Source organism: Paenibacillus alginolyticus DSM 5050 = NBRC 15375 (assembly GCF_000422905.1).
In the GTDB taxonomy this organism is placed as follows: domain Bacteria; phylum Bacillota; class Bacilli; order Paenibacillales; family NBRC-103111; genus Paenibacillus_E; species Paenibacillus_E alginolyticus.
On record NZ_AUGY01000011.1, the window covers coordinates 129,724 to 148,655 of the forward strand.

The following is an 18,932-nucleotide window of genomic DNA, read 5'->3' on the forward strand; positions in this document are numbered from 1 at the left end:
ACCCTCATTTCCTGTTTATTCAAACCATTTTTTGACGATTTCGTTGTATTTGCCGTTCGCTTTAATTTTCGCGAGCGCTTCGTTAACGGCTCTCTGAAATTCCGGACTATCTTTGCGGATACCGTACCCGTAAAATTCTTGCGTCAGTTCTTTAGGCAGCACCTTCACAGTGCCTTTTTCTTTCGCATACGTCTTGGCAGCAGGTCCACCGGTTACGACAGCGTCGACTTTGCCGGTCTCAAGTTCTAGAAACATTTCGGTGTTCTTCTCGACCTTCACCAATGGAATGTCCTTGTGGTTCTCTTCTAAAAATTTGACGGATTTAGTCCCGATTTGCACAGCTACTTTTTTATTTTTCAAATCTTCGATGCCTTTGATCTTGTCATTGTCCTTTTTGAGCATAATCGTCAGACCGCCCGGGTAGTACGTTTCGGAGAAATCGATGGTCTGTTTGCGTTCGTCGGTAATGTACATGGCGGAAACGATTAAGTCGAATTTCTTGGCCTGTAAGCCTGGAATCAGTCCCTTGAATTCCGTATCGACGAATTCCACTTTATCCGCACCCATTTCTTTGGCAACCGCTTGAATGAGCTCGATGTCAAAACCATCATATTTGTCGCCCGATTTGTATTCAAACGGCTTGAAGGTCGCATCCGTTCCGACTGTCAGTGTTTTGTTCTTTGCGATTTTTTGCAGCACTTCGTCCGTGCTGACTTTCGCTGCTGCATTCGCCGTTTTGGCCTGTTCGCTCGGTGCCGGATTCGCTTTCCCGCCACCGCAAGCGGTTACAAGAATCGTTAGTCCGCATAGAATCGCGAGAAGATTTACTTTTTTCATTTGGTGAGCCATTTTTTTTCCCCCATTGTGATTTGATAGTTGCTGCATATCTCTTAATAAGCAAATATCATGCCAATCATTTAATAGAGAGAAAAATAGGTGTATTTGTAAGGGGTTTCACAAAAAGCTGGAGATAGCGAGAGGTTTCGTTAGGAGAGACAAAAGCGGCAGTTTTTGCCGCTGCGGTGGATTTCGCCGCCTTTTGATCTACCAGATTTCAGGTGAAACTTAAGTATCTGATTAGGTTTGAGACAGACAAGGTGGACAAAACAAGAGGCTCCACCTGCATATCACAGATAGAGCCGCCTGTTTAAATTTATAAAGGTATTTTTGGATTGGATATGAAAAAAGCTTTGGGTTGAGTCGGCTGCTGCCCGATACTCAGCGCTGAATCAGCTCAGCGTGGTAAGTGCCTCCCGCGTGAACGGCAGCAGCTCATCGGTGCGGTCGTCGCGGATCTTGGCCGCCCAGGCCGGGTCAGTCAGCAGCGCGCGACCAACGGCGACGAGGTCGAACTCTCCGCGCTCCAGACGCTCGATAATGTTGTCGATGCCGGCAGCCTGCCCGCCCTTGCCCTCCTCGAAAAGGCTGGTGAAAACGGAGTCAAGGCCGACGGAGCCGACGGTAATAGCCGGCTTCCCGGTCAGCTTGCGCGTCCAGCCCGCCAAGTTTAAGTCTGAGCCCTCGAACTCAGGCTCCCAGAAGCGCCGCGTGGAGGCATGGAAGATATCGACGCCTGCCGCAGACAGCGGTGCGAGGAAGCGCTCCAGCTCCTCTGGACTCGCTGCCAGCTTGGCGCCGTAATTAACCGGTTTCCATTGGGAGAAGCGGAAGATAATCGGGAAGTCGGGACCGACTGCGGCTCGCACTGCCTCGATGACCTCCACCGCGAATCTGGTGCGGCCAACCAGGTCGCCGCCATAATCATCCGTGCGCATGTTGGTGACGTCCCAGAAAAACTGGTCAATGAGGTAACCGTGCGCGCCGTGGATCTCCACCGCATCAAAGCCGATACGCTTAGCGTCGGCCGCGGCCTGGGCATAAGCCTGTATGAGACCGGAAATCTCCTCGACCGTTAGCGGCTCTGAGACCGGCTCGCCGGTCAGGCTCAGGCCAGAAGGCCCGATCGGGTCGACATTCGAATCCGGGAATTTCTTCCTCTCGCGGGCAGTGCCGGTATGCCAGATCTGCGGAGCGATTTTGCCGCCGGCTTCATGCACTTCGCGCACGACGCGCGACCATCCTTCAAGAGCGTCCTCCCCGTAAAAATGCGGCACGCCGTGGTCAGCAGCCGCAGCCGGATGGTTAATGACTGTTCCTTCAGTGATGATGAGACCGACGGCGTTTTCCGCCCTCCGGCGGTAATATCCGGCCACGTCGGGACCTGGAACGCCTGTCGGCGAAAAGCAGCGGGTCATCGGGGCCATGACAATACGATTTTCAAGCTTCAGTCGGCCATTTTCAAAAGGCTTGAACAGAGCCTCTGCTGTTTTGGATGTGGTCATCTTATTCTCTCCTTCTGTATAGAAAAGGTTTGTTTTTTGTTTATTAATCTACAAATACAAATATATAGATGAATATATGAAAGTGCAAGCACTTCAGAGAAAACTTTTGGGGCTACTTCTTCTTGACCTGCAGCCCGGCCGCAAAGTCCTCCAAAAAAGCGGCAATCGCCTCTTCATTGCGCCTGTAATAAGTCCATTGACCATAGCGTCGGGACTCCAGCAGTCCGGTTTTCTGCATGGAGGACAGGTACGAGGAGATGACCGACTGCGTCAGACCGGATTTTTCCTGAATGCTTCCCACGCAGACACCCCCAGGGAACTCTTCTTTGATAACGTTCGGCAGATTCTCGTTCATCTTTTCCGGCTCCCGCAGCCAGCAAAGGATGTTGAGGCGTGTCTCATTAGACAAGGCCTTCAGCACAGCAAGCATATCTTCATTTTTCAAATCCTCGACACCCATTCCTAGTTGGTTTGTTCCAAGTATACCAAAAGTACCGCTCATGAGAAATATGATAACCACATTAGTATTTATTCAGAGTGTGCAATCCGTGAAAAAGGTTTTTTCTGGAAAAAAGCGAATGTATTTAGCAGGATGTCTTCATCATGGATAATCGTGAAGGAGGAGAGTTTTTTTGCAAAAGACGATAGCTGTTGAGTTAGTTGAAGTGGCGCCTTTCAAGGCATTGGCAGTACGGACGGGGATGACACCTGACAAAAACGGGACGCGGGTGGCGTGGAACAAGCTTACAGCGCAGGTCCCCCTTAAGGATGAGAGACTCACTGATGGGCCCTCTGCGTATGTGTTCATTCAACAGGATCAATGGAGCAAGCAAGTCGATACGCTCTGGGTCGGACTGGCGGTTCGCGAGTTCGGAGATGTACCGGATGGCATTGAGACTCTGGAGGTAGGCGGAGGGCTCTGTGCGAGCGCCCGCGTATACGGGAATGAGGTGCACATGTGGCACGTATATGATGCGATATTTGCGTGGCTAGACCAGTCGCCCGATTATGAGCTCGATCGTCGTGAAGGAGTATTCGGGATGGAGACGGTTCCGCTTGAACCGTTGAACGCTCTCACAATCCCTTATACGGAAATTGAAACATTCGACTTTACGATGCTTTACCCGGTGCGCAAGAAGTCAAATGGGGCATAATATTATAGTTTCCCATTATGGGATTCGTAATTTAAAAAGCAAAACTCGCCAATACTGCGGTGAGTTTTGCTTTTTAATATGCTTTTTCGCAGGTATAGTTATTCAATTGTGTTTTTCATTGCCTTGTACATATTTGCTACATGTTCGTCGACTTCATCTCGTGACATGCGTAAGCGATTCACAGAAGTACCATATCCAATTTCCTGTTTACCTTCTTCTAATTCTTTGAAAATTCCATCTGCGAAGGCATCTAATGGTTCCGCATGCGTATGCAACCCCGCCCCACCTAAATCTGTATTCACGGCCGGAGGAGCAACTTCAATTACTTCTACAGACGTATCAGAAAGTTGATGTCTTAGACTTATCGTAAATGAATGGAGCGCCGCCTTTGTTGCTGAATAAATCGGAGCAATCGCAAACGGTGTAAAAGCTAGCCCAGATGTCACGTTAATAATAGTTGCCTCTTCTTTTGTTGCAAAAAATGGAGCGAACAGCATAGAGAGATGGAAAGGTGCTTCAATGTTGGTTGTGATTTCTTTATTGAAATAACTCCAATTGTTCTTCGGATCCGCTTTTAACACATTAAAGCGTTGTTGGATCCCTGCATTGTTAACTAACACATTCACTTCTGGATAGTTCGCTGTTACCCAGTCAAACAATGCTACACGCTCGGATTCAATATCCAAATTACTTACACGAGTAATAAGACTAGGGAATTTTTCTTTCGCATTTTGAAGTACAAGTTCACGTCGTCCGCAAATAATGACTTTATTTCCAGATTTTATAAAACGCTCAGCAAAAGCTAATCCTATTCCAGCATTTCCGCCTGTAATAAGTATTGTATTTCCTGAAAGTTTCATTATAGTTCCTCTTCTCCATTATTTTCTTCACTCTTTTCTTTCCTGAGTGCGTTTCGTGTAACGTGTAATTTTTACGTCAATTCCTTTTATGGATTCTGTCATCAACGAAATCTCAGCTAGCACAGCTTGCTTGTGATTCTTCATCATTTCAAGTCGGAGATGGGTGGTGTTGTCTCCTTCTACGATCCAGTCTATATATTGCTTGATATCACTTATTGGCATGTGCGTGTTTTTTAAACAAATAACGGTTTTAAGTAGCGCCATTTGATCTTCTGAAAATAACCGCCTACCAGCTTTATCACGCTCGATTAATGGTAGTAGTCCTTTTTTTTCATAAAAACGTAACGTGGATTCTGGAATATTGAATTTGTCAGAAGCTTCGCTAATGGAACAATACTTCATCTGGAGGCCTCCAAATTTTATCTTTCATTGTCGACAAGACTATCATACGTCTTAAACCAAGGTTTAAGTCAACACATTAACCAAAAAATATTTTAGTCTATCCCAAGAGCGGGACGAGCTATCCTTTGTATTGAGGGACCGGGCTGTAGTGGAGTGAATCGTGAAATTTCCCGAATTAAGATATAATACTGACTATCCATGATAGAGAGGGGATGAAAGGATAATGCGCAAAGAGGGTCTTGTGACTAGCATTCCGCTTCTTTGTATGGCTTTTGTCATGTTTGTAGCAACTTTCTGTTTCCCGTTACTCTCTTCTGCAGCTGAAGGTACACCATCCGAGATTCGTCAAGTGATTCGCGTTGCCGGCGATAACAGGTTTCCACCCTTCGAATTTGAGGCCAATGGTACGTTTCAAGGTTTTAACGTTGATATGATGAACGCGCTTTCCATCGAAACCGGGATCAAATTTGAGTTTTATCCGATGCCATGGAGTGAAGCGCTAAAGGCGTTGGAAGCGGGGCGGGTAGATGCCATTCAAGGGATGAAATACAGTAAGGAGCGTTCGTCTGTATACGCCTACTCCGAACCCTATTTCACAAGTACGCAGGCGATTTTCGTGTTGAAGGACAATTATTCTGTGTTCTCTCTGGGCGACTTGCAGCATCGGAAAACAGCCGTTCAGGAAGGCGATATTAGCGGCGAAGCGCTGCAACGGCTTCAAAATGCTGTTGTACTCGCGGAGGAAAATCAGGACAAGGCAATCAAGATGCTGCTGGATCACAAAGTGGACGCTTTTATCGGCAATCAAATTACCGGTCAGTATTTGCTGCAATCGAATGGCCAGCAGGACAAGGTGAAACTCGTCGGCGATCCGATCTCGCCTACCGACTATGGCATGGTTGTCCTGAAGCGGAACGAACAGCTGCTTGAGCCGATCAACGTTGGGCTGCGGAAAATCAAAACAAACGGAACTTACCCGAAAATCGAACGCAAATGGTTCGGCGAATATATTTATCCGTCACCTCGCAATATACGCGGCCTGCTTACTTATTTTATTATCGGCCTTTTCGCCATAACCTGCGTGCTGCTCATCATTTTATGGTGGAATTTTACGCTGAAGAAAGAATTGAAGAAGCGCGTCGACACGTACAAAAAAACGCTGGACGAGCTTGCGCGTAAAGATAGGATGCAATCGTTAGGCCAATTAGTCGCAGGGATTGCCCACGAAATCCGCAATCCGATTACGTCCATTTTATCCTATGCACAACTCCTGCCAACCAAATACGAAAACAAGGAATACCGCGAGTTTTTTGCGCAGCATGTGACTGGGGAAGTGATGCGGTTGAACCGGATCGTCGGCGAACTGCTGGACTTCTCCCGTGACAAACCGCCTGAGAAAGCGACTTTCCACATCGGTGAAACCATTCAAGCCGTTGTGCTGTTGTTCCAGCAGTTGTTTGAAAAACAACGGATCGTCGTCCGGCTTGAAGTGCCGGAGACTTGCGTTGCTTGGGCGGATGCCCAGCAGATCAAGCAGGTGCTGATCAATTTGTTCAAAAATGCAATCGATGCCATGGAGGACGGCGGACAGCTGCAAATAAAGGCTTACAGCGATAGTCCTCATGTCATGATGACGATAGAAGATACCGGCCAAGGCATCGATCCCCAGGATTTGGCGAACATTTACGAACCTTTTTTTACGCGAAAAACCGGAGGGGTCGGGCTTGGGCTGTCGATTTGCTACCAGCTGATGACCGAGAACAATGGGGGGATCGAAGTGGTGAGCAGGAAGGGAACCGGAACCAAGGTGACGTTGAAATTACCAGGTGAGCAGGAGGAAAACGAGCATGCATAAACCGAATTTGCTTATCATTGATGACGAAATCTCGATCTGCAAATCGTTGTCGTTTATTTTGGAAGACGAATATCAAGTGTATACATCCGTCGATCCTGACGAGGCGGTCGCTTTATTCGCACATCTTTCGTTTGCGATCGTGCTGCTGGATTTGCGGATCGGCATGAGGGACGGCATCGAGGTGCTGCGGACGATCAAGCAGCTGTCGCCTAAGACGGTCGTCATCATGATGACGGCGTACGGCAGCATCGCTTCCGCCGTTGAGGCGATGAAGCTCGGCGCTTTCTATTACGTGCAGAAGCCGATCGATATGGAGGAGCTCAAGGTGCTGAGCGGCAGAGCGCAGGAGCAGTATCACCTTCAATCAAGGGTGGAATGGTTGGACGGAGAAATCCGCAAAGCCTACGACGTGCACGGTTTGATTGGTGAAAGCGATCGGATGAAGCACGTGTTTACGCTTATCGATAAGGTGAAGAACATCGATTCTGGCGTACTGATCCTGGGGGAAAGCGGGACAGGAAAAGAACTGGTCGCTCGTGCCGTTCATTTTGCAGGAGAGCGGCGGGAGCAGGTGTTTTCCACGATTAATTGCGCCGCGATTCCCGCTAACTTGATGGAGTCCGAGCTGTTCGGCTATGAAAAAGGCGCGTTTACAGGCGCAAATGTACGTAAAGCGGGTATTTTCGAAACAGCAGATGGGGGCACCTTGTTTCTCGACGAAATTGGTGAGCTCGATATCGGATTGCAAAGCAAGCTGCTGCGGGTGCTGCAGGAGAAGACAGTGACGCCAATCGGAGGGCATAAGGAGAAACGGATCGATGTTCGGATTATTGCCGCAACGAACCGGGATTTGAAGAAAGAAGTGCAGCAGGGCAAGTTCAGGGAAGATTTGTATTACCGGTTGAACGTTATTCCGATCCAGGTTCCGCCGCTCCGCGAGCGCAAGCAAGATATCCCGCTGCTAATCCGTCATTTTATGGATAAAATCGGCGGAAAAATGTCCAAGCAAATAAAGGGCATCTCGCAGGAAGCGATCAACCTGCTGAATGACTATCCTTTTCCCGGCAACGTGCGGGAGCTTCAAAACATTATCGAACGTTCTATCGCACTCGCCGACGGCGAACATTTGACGATCCGAGATATGCCGATGGACCTTCAGCCCCAGCGCGGGCAAACGGCAGACGGTCGGCTCGTTCCTGTTTATGTGGGCGATACGGCCCTCGAAGCGGAGAGAAAGCTCATTTTGGCAACGCTTCGAGAGCTTGGCGGAAACCGCCGCAAAACGGCCGAAATGCTGGATATTGGCGAACGTACGCTGCGAGATAAGATGTCTAAATATAAAGAGGAAGGAGCATTCCCATAGGCTGTGGGATGGCCTCTTAAGGATAGCGCGTGGGAAAAAAAACGGATGAATCCACCTCTTCGGTCGAATGATGTTGTAGAATGTACAACAATTTTGCCTAGATCCGGCTTTTATCCCTCTGATGTTGCATTATGTACAACAATTCAGCCCCCTACAGGCCATTTCGCGACAAATGGGGTTCGAATTGTTGTACAAACTACAACTTCAGCATACAAAAAAGCCTTTGGGCGTGTGAATTGTTGTAGAAACTACAACATTGGCAATCATGGTAGCCCATCTAAGCTGCTGAACGACTCCAAAATCGAAATTTAGAGTCGTTCAGCAGCTTTTTGAGGCGGCACAATGAATGAAAAGTCAGACCTGAGAACGGCTTTAATCACAAACTTAACAAAAAAGGGATCGCCATATCCGCAATGCGTCGATGACCAGTCTCATTCGGATGCAAGCCATCTGAAGTAAAGTGGGGCAGCGTCAGCTTATTAAGCCCGCTTTGTTCATAGAGATTAAGGACAGGAAGAGCGTACTGACGACCAATATGCTGAATAGCTTCGACATAATCGGATAAACGGTGCCCGGCAGCGTTGATGTAAAAGATGTCATACCCATCTTTATCACGCTGCAGCGGTGTCCACAAACTAAGGCGGCAGCGCGGATTTTTCGTCAAAATATCTTCGATAAGGGTCGTGTAGGCTCCATAAAACGTATAAATATTGTTCGAACCGATATCGCCAATCGGTTTATCCAAACGAAAATCATTCACTCCCGCGAAGATGGTGACGCAATCCAAGGAAGCATCTATCGATTTGCCCACATGTGTCGTGGCTCCGTAATCGCGGTCGCCTCCAGCCGTCATCGAACAGCCGCTTTTCCCATAATTGATCACGCTCGAAAAGCCAAGAGCAGATTGAATGTGAGGCTGATAGCCTCCTGCTTCTGTAATGCTGTCACCGAGTGTTCCCCAGGTTTTTCCTACCCACTTACTTTGCATTTCATGAATACTCCCTACACTAACATTCTTCATCAAATGTAACGGCACCTACGGCAACGGGTTGATCCGAATCAGCTTTACCCGGCCGTTCACCGAGCCATGCACCCTGCGCGATCAGCTTGTTCTGCAGTTCTAAGATCGGAACCTCGCGGAAACCTAGGCCGGCGAAGCTTGCCATAGCTGCCGCGACACCTGCGGCCTCTCCCATCGCAAAGCAGTTAGGCATGACGCGAAGCGAGCCTTGCACAGGACGATCGGACGAGACGGAACGTCCGGCTACGATTAAATTCGATTTGCCTTTTGGAAGCATGCAGCGATAAGGTACGCCATGGGATTTGCCTTTTGGCAGATGCTTGATCGTCATCGTGCTGTTGGCGTTTGCCAAATGGATATCGATAAAGTAAGAATTGCGTGCGATATCGTCTTCGAATGTCCGCATCGATAAGAAGTCCTCGACTACGAGGGTATAGTCCCCCTGGATTCGGCGAGTTTCACGGATGCCGATTTGGTCGCCGGAATGAACGAGGAAGATATGCTCAAAGCCAGGCACATATTTACGTAAAAAGCGGATTTGCGTGTCAATTAGCTTCCGGCCCTCGATCGCGGCACGGGTCAAATCCTCCGCTTTCGTGCCGTCAATGTTGAAGATATGACCGAAATTAAAGCCGACGATTGAATCGGAAATCCAGGCCATGCCTGATATCCGCTTGCGTCCCTCCGGGAGGTCGCCATTTCGCTGCGCTTCAATGACGATGTTCTCCAGCTGACTATGCGCTCCTGTCTCCTGAAGGAACTGCTCATAGCGTGCCTTGTCTGCACCAGTAACCACATAGCACATGGTACCAGGTTGAAGCTCCCCTTGCTCTCCTCCAACTTGAAAAGGAACGCCTGCCAACGCAGCAAGATCCGCATCTCCGGAAGCATCGATGTATAGTTTGGCTTGGACGACGGACCGTCCGGATTTATTGCTTATGACTAGTCCTGTAATCCGATCACCGTCCAGCAGTACCTGATCCGCCACAGTATGGAACAATACCTGCGCTCCGCTTGACTGTACTTCTGCGTCATATACGCGCTTAAGCGTTTCCACATCGATAGGAACCCAGTCCAGCTGCTCCTTGTAACGTCGCATAAAGTCATCACTGGCAGCGTGTTTCATCTTCTCGAGCAGATCAAGCCCGATGCCGCGAATGACCGGCTTTTCCCCATCGGTATAAGGGCAGAAGGCAGGAACTAGTGCAGCTGTCCCCATCCCGCCTAAGTAGCCTCTTTGCTCAATTAATAACGTATTAGCGCCATTGCGGGCTGCAGCAATTGCTGCTGCGATGCCTGATGCGCCGCCTCCAACGACAACCACGTCCGGGGTATAGCTAACAGGTAGGTTTTGTGATGGGATCGTAACGGTTTGCATGTTCAACTTCGTCATGTGAATGTTCCTCCTAAGGTTTTGCTTCTGCAAAACTGCATTTGTACTCATTTGCATTTGAACTCATCTGCATTTCATTTGCAAAAGCTCAGTATTGAGTGTCATTGCTTTCATTATAGATTCCTAGCAGGGAGGAACTAGTTTAATTTTAGTTTAATCAAAAAAGAGGACGTGATATGATTACTAAACGAATAACAAATCCGGACTACTATAGGATCGAGGTGCAGTCTATATGCCTACCCGCAAGCAAGTAACACTAAAAACGATTGCCAAGGAGCTTGGGTTGACTGTACAGACCGTGTCGAAAGCGCTAAAAGGAAAACCCGGCATGTCGGAAGCCACCAGACAGCTTATTGTCCACACGGCCGAGAAGCTGGGCTATTATACAATGGATCAGATTCGCAGCCTTAGGCTTGATCGCATTGCTCCTTATCCGAACGAAAGGAAGCGCTTCCTTTTGGTACAGACCGCAGAATCCGTGGCCTACAATCGCCTTTTGCTTCAAGGACTTCAAGATCGTTTCTTTTCCTTCGGCCATCGAATCGAGCTGCTCATGCTCCCGCAAAAGATAAAGAAAGAACATATGAACGGTTGGATCGAAGAGAGCGGAATGGCCTATGCGGACGGCATTTTCATCGCTCCAAGCATTGTGCCTAAGGCGTGGGAGCTCGCTCTGTTTGGACTGCAGCTGCCACGAATATTGCTCAGCTTTCCTCCTCCAGGCGTGAAAATAGACAGCGTGATCTGGGATGTTTACGAAGCTACGTTTCAAGCAGTAACCTATCTGCGAAGCCTAGGGCATGAGCGAATTATGTACGTGGGAGATATCCATTTGCAGCGTGGCTTTATTTTGCGCTGGCAAGCTTTCTGTCACGCGATGAATATGCTCGGTGTCGAGATCGACCCTTCTATGCATTCCATCGGTGAACGGACCAACCAAGCGCAGTGGCGTGAAGAGCTGCTGCAACAAATGGAACACTTTACGCCTAGCGCCATCATCTGTGGAATTGACCATGAAGTTCCAGTCGTATTAGAGTTGTGTAACGAGCTGAAATGGCGTGTGCCTGAGGATGTGTCCTTGGTCGGATTTTTGAATGAACAAGCGGAATCTCTGCCAACGTTCACAAGGCCGCTTCTTTCGATCCGAGAGACCGGTTATCGTGCTGCCGACCGGATGCTGTGGCGAATTGCCAATCCGACGCTGCCATTTGAACACATTCGCATTCAAGGTGATTTTTTTGTTGGGCGTACAACTTCAATGCCAGCAAACAGCCGTGTTTTTTCTGAATTCAAGTAAATATAGCACCAGAAATCATAAGATTCTCATATGTCCTTGGCTTTTTTGCAAGATATAATAAGATGATCTGCAGCTAAAGGGAGGCCGACACGAGATGTATAAATTAGTCATTGTGGACGACGAGCCGACAGTTCGTTTTGGGCTAAGTACCTATTTTGACTGGAATGCTTATGGGATTGAAGTTGTGGGTGATGCGGATGACGGTGACGTTGCGTTGGAGCTTATTGAGCGAGTAAAGCCGGATTTAGTGTTAACGGATGTACGTATGCCCAATATGGATGGCATTCAGATGTCGAATAGACTCAGCGAGCGATTTCCTCATATCAAAATTGTTTTTGTGAGCGGCCATGATGATGCCGAATATTTGAAATCCGCGCTTCTAGTCAAAGCGGTCGATTATATGTTTAAGCCCGTCAATTTAGGGGAATTGAGCGTGGTAGTTGAACGATTAGTTCGTGCCTTGCAAACGGAAAAGCAGGAACGAAAACTGATTGAGGACATGCAGGTCAAGCTCATTCAGAGCATGCCTTTGCTGCGGGAGAAATTTCTCATGTCATTAATTAGGGAAGGGATCACTTTTCCTGCACGAATACAGGATCGCATAGAGTTCCTTGGGCTTAATCTTCCGCTTGACGCAACATACTGGGTGATCGCGATTCGCATAGATGATGCGTCTGAAATTGCACAGAACCGTTCCGAGAGGGATCAGCAATTGTTATCCTACTCTGTCCTTAATATCGTGCAAGAGCTTATTGAGAAAGAGATTGGTGGATATGTCTTTGAAAATCAAATAGGCGAGTTCGTAGGCATTCTTCGACTAGTGGAGCAGGAAGATCAGGAAAATCTGCTGTTTACATTAGCCGAAGAAGTTCGCGAAAGCCTCTACAGCTATTTGAAAATTAGTGTGACCATCGGCGTGGGCGAGCGAATTTCAAGTCTTGCCAGCTTGCCGCAGTCATATTCGCAAGCAAGAGAAGCCGCCGATCAAAGATGGTATCTCGGTAAGAATCAGGTGATCTCCATGGATAACCTGGAACAAGGCAACGACAGCATGTACCGCTTTGATCCTGCGCAGAATGAGAGATTGATCTCTTCTCTGAAAGCTGCGGAAGCCGGCAAGGTGCAGGAGGAGCTTCACATGATTTATAGCGCTCTTTCACGCAATCGCGCGGAAGGCATGCCGTATGGGCGCAACTTAAGCTTGCAGCTGCTGCTGCTTGCAGGCCGGATTATGATTGAACTAAATGTTCACAGGCAGGGGCTGGAGGAGAAAGAGAACGAGCTGCTGGCTAAGGTTTTTCAGCAAGAAACATTAGGTGATTTAAGACGGCTTGTGGAATCCCATCTCATCGAAGTATGTGAGCGAATCGGTGAAAAGCGCAGCGGCAAAGCTAAAAATGTCATTGAACGTATTCGTTCCCTCATCGATAAACGATTCGCAGAAAACCTGCAGGTTGGGGATATTGCGAAGGAAGTGTACTTATCTACAACCTATCTATGCCTGCTCTTCAAACAGGAAACGGGCGAAACTATCAACGAATATATGACGAAAGTTCGGGTAGACAAAGCGAAGGAGCTCTTGAAAGATCCAGCCAACAAATTTTATGAGGTCTGCTATGCCGTTGGTTACTCAGATCCTAGTTATTTCAGCAAAATATTTAAGAAACACACGGGACATACGCCGAGCTCATTTCGTGATCATTTCATGTAAAGTCGGTAGAGGGGAATGAAGCATCTCATGAGTAGAGGTTGGAACTACCTATCGATGATCTTCAAGGGCGTTGTTGCAGCAAGGGTATGGCTGATCGCTTACATTGTGTTGATCCTGATTCCAGCTTCTGTATTACTATATGCTTACTCGCAAAGGTACTCCCGCATTTTGGAAGAAGAAGTGACTAGAACAATGCTTCAGACGCTGAAGCAGGCTGAAATCAATTTGAATCACCAATTTGATTCTGCCCGAGATATTTCAAATACGATTCTCATGAATCCTAAGCTGCATCAGTATTTAAGCACCTCATCATCGGATAGCGATCAGCTCGATGCTTTGAAGGAACTGCGCATTTTGGTTGATAATGCCAAAACGAATCCGATTGTGTTTCGCGTTCGATTGTATGTAAACGAATCCAAGCTTTTTTCCCATGAGAGAGTGAATTTCTTTCCGTGGGAAAGCATCAAAAACCGTCCTTGGTACACAGAGGTAGTGAATGCTAATGGCAATCTCGTGTGGACGGGAGCTTACTTGGAAAACTTTCTTGACGATGTGCAGAGCGCCCGTTATATTTTCTCGGGTATTAGAGTACTGCGGGATCCGGATAATTACGATCATTTGTCAGGTGTTTTATCTATTGAAGTCGCTGCTAAAACCATAGATAATATCCTATCCAATATCGAGTTGAACAAAGAGCAAAATGTATTCATGGTCGCACCGAGTGGCACCGTTGTCCTGCATAACGACAAATCCTTGCTTGGGACGAAGCTGAAATCAAGTAGCGTGCTTAGTGCTATAGAACAAAAGGATGAGGGTGTATCTGCCATTACGGAGGACAACACCCAGCAATATGTTGTCTATACGACGATTGGGTCGACGGGCTGGAAGTTGGTTGCGGAAGTGCCGAAGAATGGCATTAGCTCCCGTGCGGCCTCGTTGAATCAATTTTCAAGTGTGGCTACTTTGTCCGGTGTAACGATACTTTTCCTCCTCCTTGTTTTTATTCTGATTGCTTTTATCGTGCGCGGAATGAATCGCAAAGTGCAGACGGTGATAAGAGCCATAAAACGAGAAGGCATGGAGGGGCTGGATGAACGGAGCGGAACGTCGGAAGGCGATTTTAACCTGCTAGAAAAGAGCGTCGACCATCTGATCCATAGGGTCCGAGATTTAATGGAAGAGACTTATAAATCGAAGGTGCAGGAGCGTGAAGCGCAGCTTCGGGCTTTGCAAGCGCAGATTAATCCTCACTTCTTGTACAATACCCTAGATACGATCAATTGGATTGCAATTGGACATAATGCTCACGATATTAGCCAGATGATCGATGGTTTGGCCAAATATTTCAGGCTAAGCTTAAACAAGGGCAGAGATTTGGTCAGTGTGACCGATGAGCTTAATTTAGCGAAGGTTTACTTGGAAATTCAACAAACACGGTTTCCGAAGAGTTTTGAGGTTCATTTTGACATCGAAGAAGGCCTGGATGATATTGAAATGCCTAAGCTGACACTGCAGCCCATTGTGGAAAATGCCCTTTTGCACGGGATAAGGAAATCAAAGGGCAAGACAGGATCTATTATGATCAAGGCCAGGCAAGAAGAGGGAGTTCTGATCATATCCGTCACGGACGACGGCATCGGCATGGAGCCAGAGCTTATGCAAAGTCTGCTGACAGAGCCGCGTCCCTCCATGAAATCTGACGGTTCCGGAAGCTCGTATGGGTTGTACAATGTGAATGAAAGGATCAAGCTGTTCGCAGGAGATGCCTACGGACTAGAGCTTCTCTCCACGATTGGAGAGGGGACTATAGTTACGGTTCGAATGACTTATAAGCATTCATCAGATAAGCCGCCTCTATAAGAAAGAGGTGGTTTTTTGTTTGCTTAAATACCATAAGATTGCACCAGAAACAGAAATATTACCATCTACAAGTCGTTTCAGGGCACCTATATAATGAACCTATAAGAACACGGAGGTGAGCCTTACATGAGTGTTACACTAACAGAGCTTGAACAACAAAAAGCTCACGCCAAGCCCAAAACAAAAGGTAGTGGCCGTTGGAAGCTGATTCTAACCAATTATGATTTATATCTATTATTAGCGCCGGGATTACTTGTTCTGTTTTTATTCAAATATGCGCCTATGTATGGGATTATTATCGCTTTTCAAGACTTCAACATTTTTGATGGATTTGCCGGAAGTAAATGGGTAGGGCTGGATCAATTCGAGAAGCTCATACACTCCGAAGAGTTTTATCAGGTTTTCATGAATACCTTGTTGATCAGCGTTTACAAGATTGTGCTTCTTTTTCCGGTACCGATCATCATCGCGCTATTCTTGAATGAGGTTCGGAAGGCTTTTTTCAAGAAGACGATTCAAACCATTATATTTCTACCGCATTTCTTATCGTGGGTGATCATTTCCGGATTGTTTATTAATATCCTGTCCCCATCAGGCGGTCTAGTGAACAATGTGATTCAGTGGTTCGGCGGGACGCCGATTTCCTTCTTTCTGGACAACCAATTCTTCCGAAGTGTAGTGGTATTTACGGCAGGTTGGAAGGAATCAGGCTGGAATGCGATTATCTTTATCGCAGCCATTGCAGGTATCGAGCAGGAACAATATGAAGCCGCTTCCATCGATGGAGCAGGGAGAATAAAACAAATGTTCCACATTACATTGCCAGGTATTATGCCAACGATCATTCTGATCTTAATTTTACGCATGGGGTACTTGCTTGAAGCGGGTACGGAGCAAATTTTGACCATGTACAATTCGGTCGTGTATCAGTCCGGCGATGTCATCGGTACATTCGTGTATCGTCAAGGTCTTGGCCAACAGGATTATAGCTTTAGTACAGCGGTCGGATTGTTCAATTCTCTTGTTGGGTTCATCCTGATCATAGCTGGTAATGAGCTTAGCAAGAAGCTGATCAAGCGAAGCATATGGTAGGGGGTGGAAAACATGCATAAGAAAACGCTTAGTGATTGGTCATTAGACTTCTGTGTTTATCTTGTATTGCTGCTTTGCGGCTTAGCTACACTGCTGCCTTTGGCCAATATATTATCGAAATCGATTAGTGATGAGTCAGCAGTAGTTTCTGGTAAAGTTGGCATTTTTCCAGTAGGCTTCCAGCTAGATACGATGAAATATGTGGTGTCCTCCAGCCAATTTCTTCACTCGATAGAGATTTCGCTGCTCATCACAGTTGTTGGCACAGTGCTAGCGATTCTGGTAACGGCAATAACGGCTTATCCATTGTCCAAGAGGCATCTTCCAGGCATTTCGATGATTATGCTGCTGTTTATTTTCACGATGATGTTTAATGGCGGTATTATTCCAAATTACCTGCTAATGAAACAACTGCATTTAATTAATAGCTTATGGTCGCTAATGCTTCCAGCCCTCATTAGTGTGTTTAATATGCTGGTTATCAAAAGTTATTATGAATCCTTGCCTGAGGCTCTTGAAGAATCCGCCAAAATGGATGGCGCTCGTAACTTTACGATTCTTTTTCGCATCATTCTTCCTTTAAGTGTACCCGTTATTGCAACGATTGCTCTTTTCTACGCCGTGTACTTCTGGAATGACTACTTCCACCCCATGCTCTACATTAATGACGCAGGCCTTAAGCCTTTGCAGTTGTACTTGCGCGACATTGTTTTGAATGCCGACAGTTCCAACGCTTTGAACAAAAGTACGGACGACTTGATGAATACATCACCGGAGGGGGTTCGTTCCGCAACCGTAATTGCCTCCATTATTCCGATGCTGCTCGTTTATCCTTATTTGCAAAAGCATTTTGTCAAAGGCGTACTCATTGGCTCTGTGAAAGGGTAATTGTGCATTAACGCTCTGGATTTAAGCATCTAGGGTTTAATGATATAGTAAACACATACATTTAGGGAGGTCTACCCATGCTCAAAAAACACAACAAAGCTATGCTTCTAACTGTTGCAGCATGCTTGTCCATTTCGTCTCTTGTCGCCTGCGCTTCCAAAAATACGACCACAGGCGGCAGTGCATCCCCAGCCAGCACAGCAGCGGCAATTGCGACAACTGCTGGACCGAAGGCCGAGTTAAGATCATTGCAAATTTGGCAGCAAGAGGACTACAATACGTATCCGGTAGCTAAGTTCCTAGAAGAGAAAACGGGCTACAAAGTGAAATATGATATGCTTCCTCAGGATAAGCCCCAGGATAAGCTGAACATTCTCATTGCCTCCGGAGAGTCTTATGACGTGATCACTTCTCTTGGTGGGACAGAATTCAAAGCTTTATATGCAGACTATGCGAAAAAAGGCGCTTTAGTAGATTTAGGGCCGCTGATCGATAAATTTGGACCCAACATTAAATCGGCTGTAGACCCTGATGCTCTCGAAGCCGCTAAAGTGGATGGAAAATTGTACGCAATCCCTACCAAAAGTATACCGACCGCCTCTACTAGCCTATACATTCGGCAGGATTGGCTTGACAAAGTAGGAATGAAAGCGCCTACTACGTTGGATGAGTTGGTGGCTGTTCTCAAAGCTTTTAAAGAGAAGGATCCAGGTGGTAACGGAGATAAAAATATTCCATTAACGGTGAGAGGCGATTCGCCGTTCATTGACAACATTGTCGGTGCCTTTGGTATGCCGAACTTTTGGAATAATGTGAATGGGAAGTTAACACCGCGAATTCTAGACCCAGCTTACAAAGACTATATCAATTTTGCCCAAGATCTCTTTAAACAAGGCTTGATTGATAAAGAATTTGCTGCCAATAAAGATGCTACCGCGAAAGAAAAATTCACAAGCGGAAGAGCAGGAATCATTCTGATGAACTGGTCTGATGTGCCTGTTATTGCAGATGCATTAGTGAAAAACGTACCTACAGCTAAGGCGACATTTCTTCCAGCATTAAAAGGTAAGGATGGCAAAATAGGCCTATCTGCAAACCAAGGCTTTGATCGTATTTCTTTCATTCCTAAAGCATCCAAGCATCCTGAGGATGCTATCAAATGGATGAATGCTAAACTTGAAAAGGAAACGTTTAAAGGGATGGCCATTGGTGAAGAGAATAAGCACTTTACATTCAAGGATGGCACGTATACACCGATTCAACCTATCTTTACAGATGAGCGCAATAGAGCAAATAATTTCTTAATGGGCTCTGATGACAAAAATTATCCAACTTATTGGCAAGCACGTGTGCGTAAGGATTTACGCTTGTTTGAAGCTTGGAAGTTTATGAATGTGACGGAAGCGAATGTAAGAGTACTTGATCCATTGGGCTTCGCTCCTTACTTACCTGATTTCTCGAAAAACTTTCAGCAGTTGAACGTGATGGTGGGAGATTATACGACGAAGTTGATTTTTGGCGCGGAGCCATTAAGCGGTTTGGATGCGTTCCAACAGAAATTCAAAGCTTCCGGCGGAGACGCAAGCTTCAAAGAAGTCAACGATTGGTATGCAACTGCAAAGAAATAAGTATAAAATTCATTTAACTTAATCAGTTTGATTAGCAAATAGACCGCTATTGCGGTTTATTTGCTT

At 46.7% G+C, this 18,932-nt stretch carries 16 protein-coding genes; 9 read left to right on the top strand and 7 right to left on the bottom strand.

Features of this window, described 5'->3' with window-relative positions:
- Positions 1-15: 15 nt before the first annotated feature.
- The 3 genes from G519_RS0105790 to G519_RS41905 form a co-directional block, all read right to left on the bottom strand.
- Positions 16-849, bottom strand: coding sequence for a transporter substrate-binding domain-containing protein (locus tag G519_RS0105790; RefSeq protein ID WP_029193878.1), 834 nt, complete (start codon positions 847-849; stop codon positions 16-18).
- 380 nt (positions 850-1,229) lie between these two features.
- Positions 1,230-2,342: an NADH:flavin oxidoreductase gene (locus G519_RS0105795; protein ID WP_029193879.1), complete on the bottom strand. Its 1,113-nt coding sequence runs from the start codon at positions 2,340-2,342 to the stop codon at positions 1,230-1,232.
- 112 nt (positions 2,343-2,454) lie between these two features.
- Positions 2,455-2,772, bottom strand: coding sequence for an ArsR/SmtB family transcription factor (locus tag G519_RS41905; RefSeq protein ID WP_127527744.1), 318 nt, complete (start codon positions 2,770-2,772; stop codon positions 2,455-2,457).
- Between the two features lie 202 nt (positions 2,773-2,974).
- Between G519_RS41905 and G519_RS0105805 the strand changes: the two genes are divergently transcribed.
- Positions 2,975-3,496 (top strand): GyrI-like domain-containing protein, encoded by a 522-nt coding sequence (locus G519_RS0105805; RefSeq protein ID WP_029193880.1) that lies wholly within the window; start codon positions 2,975-2,977, stop codon positions 3,494-3,496.
- Between the two features lie 98 nt (positions 3,497-3,594).
- Here the strand turns inward: G519_RS0105805 and G519_RS0105810 are convergent, their stop codons facing one another.
- Together G519_RS0105810 and G519_RS0105815 are read right to left on the bottom strand one after the other, a co-directional pair.
- Entirely contained in the window at positions 3,595-4,356 is a 762-nt protein-coding gene (locus G519_RS0105810) for an SDR family oxidoreductase (RefSeq protein ID WP_029193881.1), read from the bottom strand.
- Between the two features lie 27 nt (positions 4,357-4,383).
- Complete coding sequence (locus G519_RS0105815; protein WP_029193882.1) at positions 4,384-4,758, bottom strand: MerR family transcriptional regulator; 375 nt, start codon at positions 4,756-4,758, stop codon at positions 4,384-4,386.
- Positions 4,759-4,981: 223 nt separating this feature from the next.
- Between G519_RS0105815 and G519_RS41910 the strand changes: the two genes are divergently transcribed.
- Together G519_RS41910 and G519_RS0105825 are read left to right on the top strand one after the other, a co-directional pair.
- Positions 4,982-6,613, top strand: a complete 1,632-nt coding sequence (locus G519_RS41910; RefSeq protein WP_051253123.1) for a transporter substrate-binding domain-containing protein — start codon at positions 4,982-4,984, stop codon at positions 6,611-6,613.
- Positions 6,606-7,976, top strand: a complete 1,371-nt coding sequence (locus G519_RS0105825; protein ID WP_029193883.1) for a sigma-54-dependent transcriptional regulator — start codon at positions 6,606-6,608, stop codon at positions 7,974-7,976. The genes G519_RS41910 and G519_RS0105825 overlap by 8 nt, the downstream gene beginning before the upstream one ends.
- A 376-nt stretch (positions 7,977-8,352) precedes the next feature.
- On the opposite strand, the gene G519_RS0105830 is transcribed toward G519_RS0105825, so the two are convergent.
- Positions 8,353-8,964, bottom strand: a complete 612-nt coding sequence (locus tag G519_RS0105830; protein ID WP_161632904.1) for an SGNH/GDSL hydrolase family protein — start codon at positions 8,962-8,964, stop codon at positions 8,353-8,355.
- A gap of 19 nt (positions 8,965-8,983) precedes the next feature.
- Positions 8,984-10,390, bottom strand: a complete 1,407-nt coding sequence (locus G519_RS41915; RefSeq protein WP_051253125.1) for an FAD-dependent oxidoreductase — start codon at positions 10,388-10,390, stop codon at positions 8,984-8,986.
- Positions 10,391-10,622: 232 nt separating this feature from the next.
- Here G519_RS41915 and G519_RS0105840 point away from each other — a divergent pair, with 232 nt between their 5' ends.
- The 6 genes from G519_RS0105840 (at position 10,623) to G519_RS0105865 (ending at position 18,866) form a co-directional block, all read left to right on the top strand.
- The gene (locus tag G519_RS0105840) at positions 10,623-11,687 is read left to right on the top strand and encodes a LacI family DNA-binding transcriptional regulator (RefSeq protein WP_029193885.1); all 1,065 of its coding nucleotides are present in this window, start codon (positions 10,623-10,625) and stop codon (positions 11,685-11,687) included.
- Between the two features lie 94 nt (positions 11,688-11,781).
- Positions 11,782-13,398, top strand: coding sequence for a response regulator (locus G519_RS0105845; RefSeq protein ID WP_029193886.1), 1,617 nt, complete (start codon positions 11,782-11,784; stop codon positions 13,396-13,398).
- 27 nt (positions 13,399-13,425) lie between these two features.
- On the top strand, positions 13,426-15,258 hold the full coding sequence (locus G519_RS41920) for a sensor histidine kinase (RefSeq protein ID WP_051253127.1): 1,833 nt from the start codon (positions 13,426-13,428) through the stop codon (positions 15,256-15,258).
- Between the two features lie 126 nt (positions 15,259-15,384).
- On the top strand, positions 15,385-16,350 hold the full coding sequence (locus G519_RS0105855; RefSeq protein WP_084160041.1) for an ABC transporter permease: 966 nt from the start codon (positions 15,385-15,387) through the stop codon (positions 16,348-16,350).
- Positions 16,351-16,362: 12 nt separating this feature from the next.
- Positions 16,363-17,238 (top strand): carbohydrate ABC transporter permease, encoded by an 876-nt coding sequence (locus G519_RS0105860; protein ID WP_029193888.1) that lies wholly within the window; start codon positions 16,363-16,365, stop codon positions 17,236-17,238.
- A 77-nt stretch (positions 17,239-17,315) separates the two neighbouring features.
- Positions 17,316-18,866, top strand: coding sequence for an extracellular solute-binding protein (locus G519_RS0105865; protein WP_029193889.1), 1,551 nt, complete (start codon positions 17,316-17,318; stop codon positions 18,864-18,866).
- Positions 18,867-18,932: the final 66 nt, after the last annotated feature.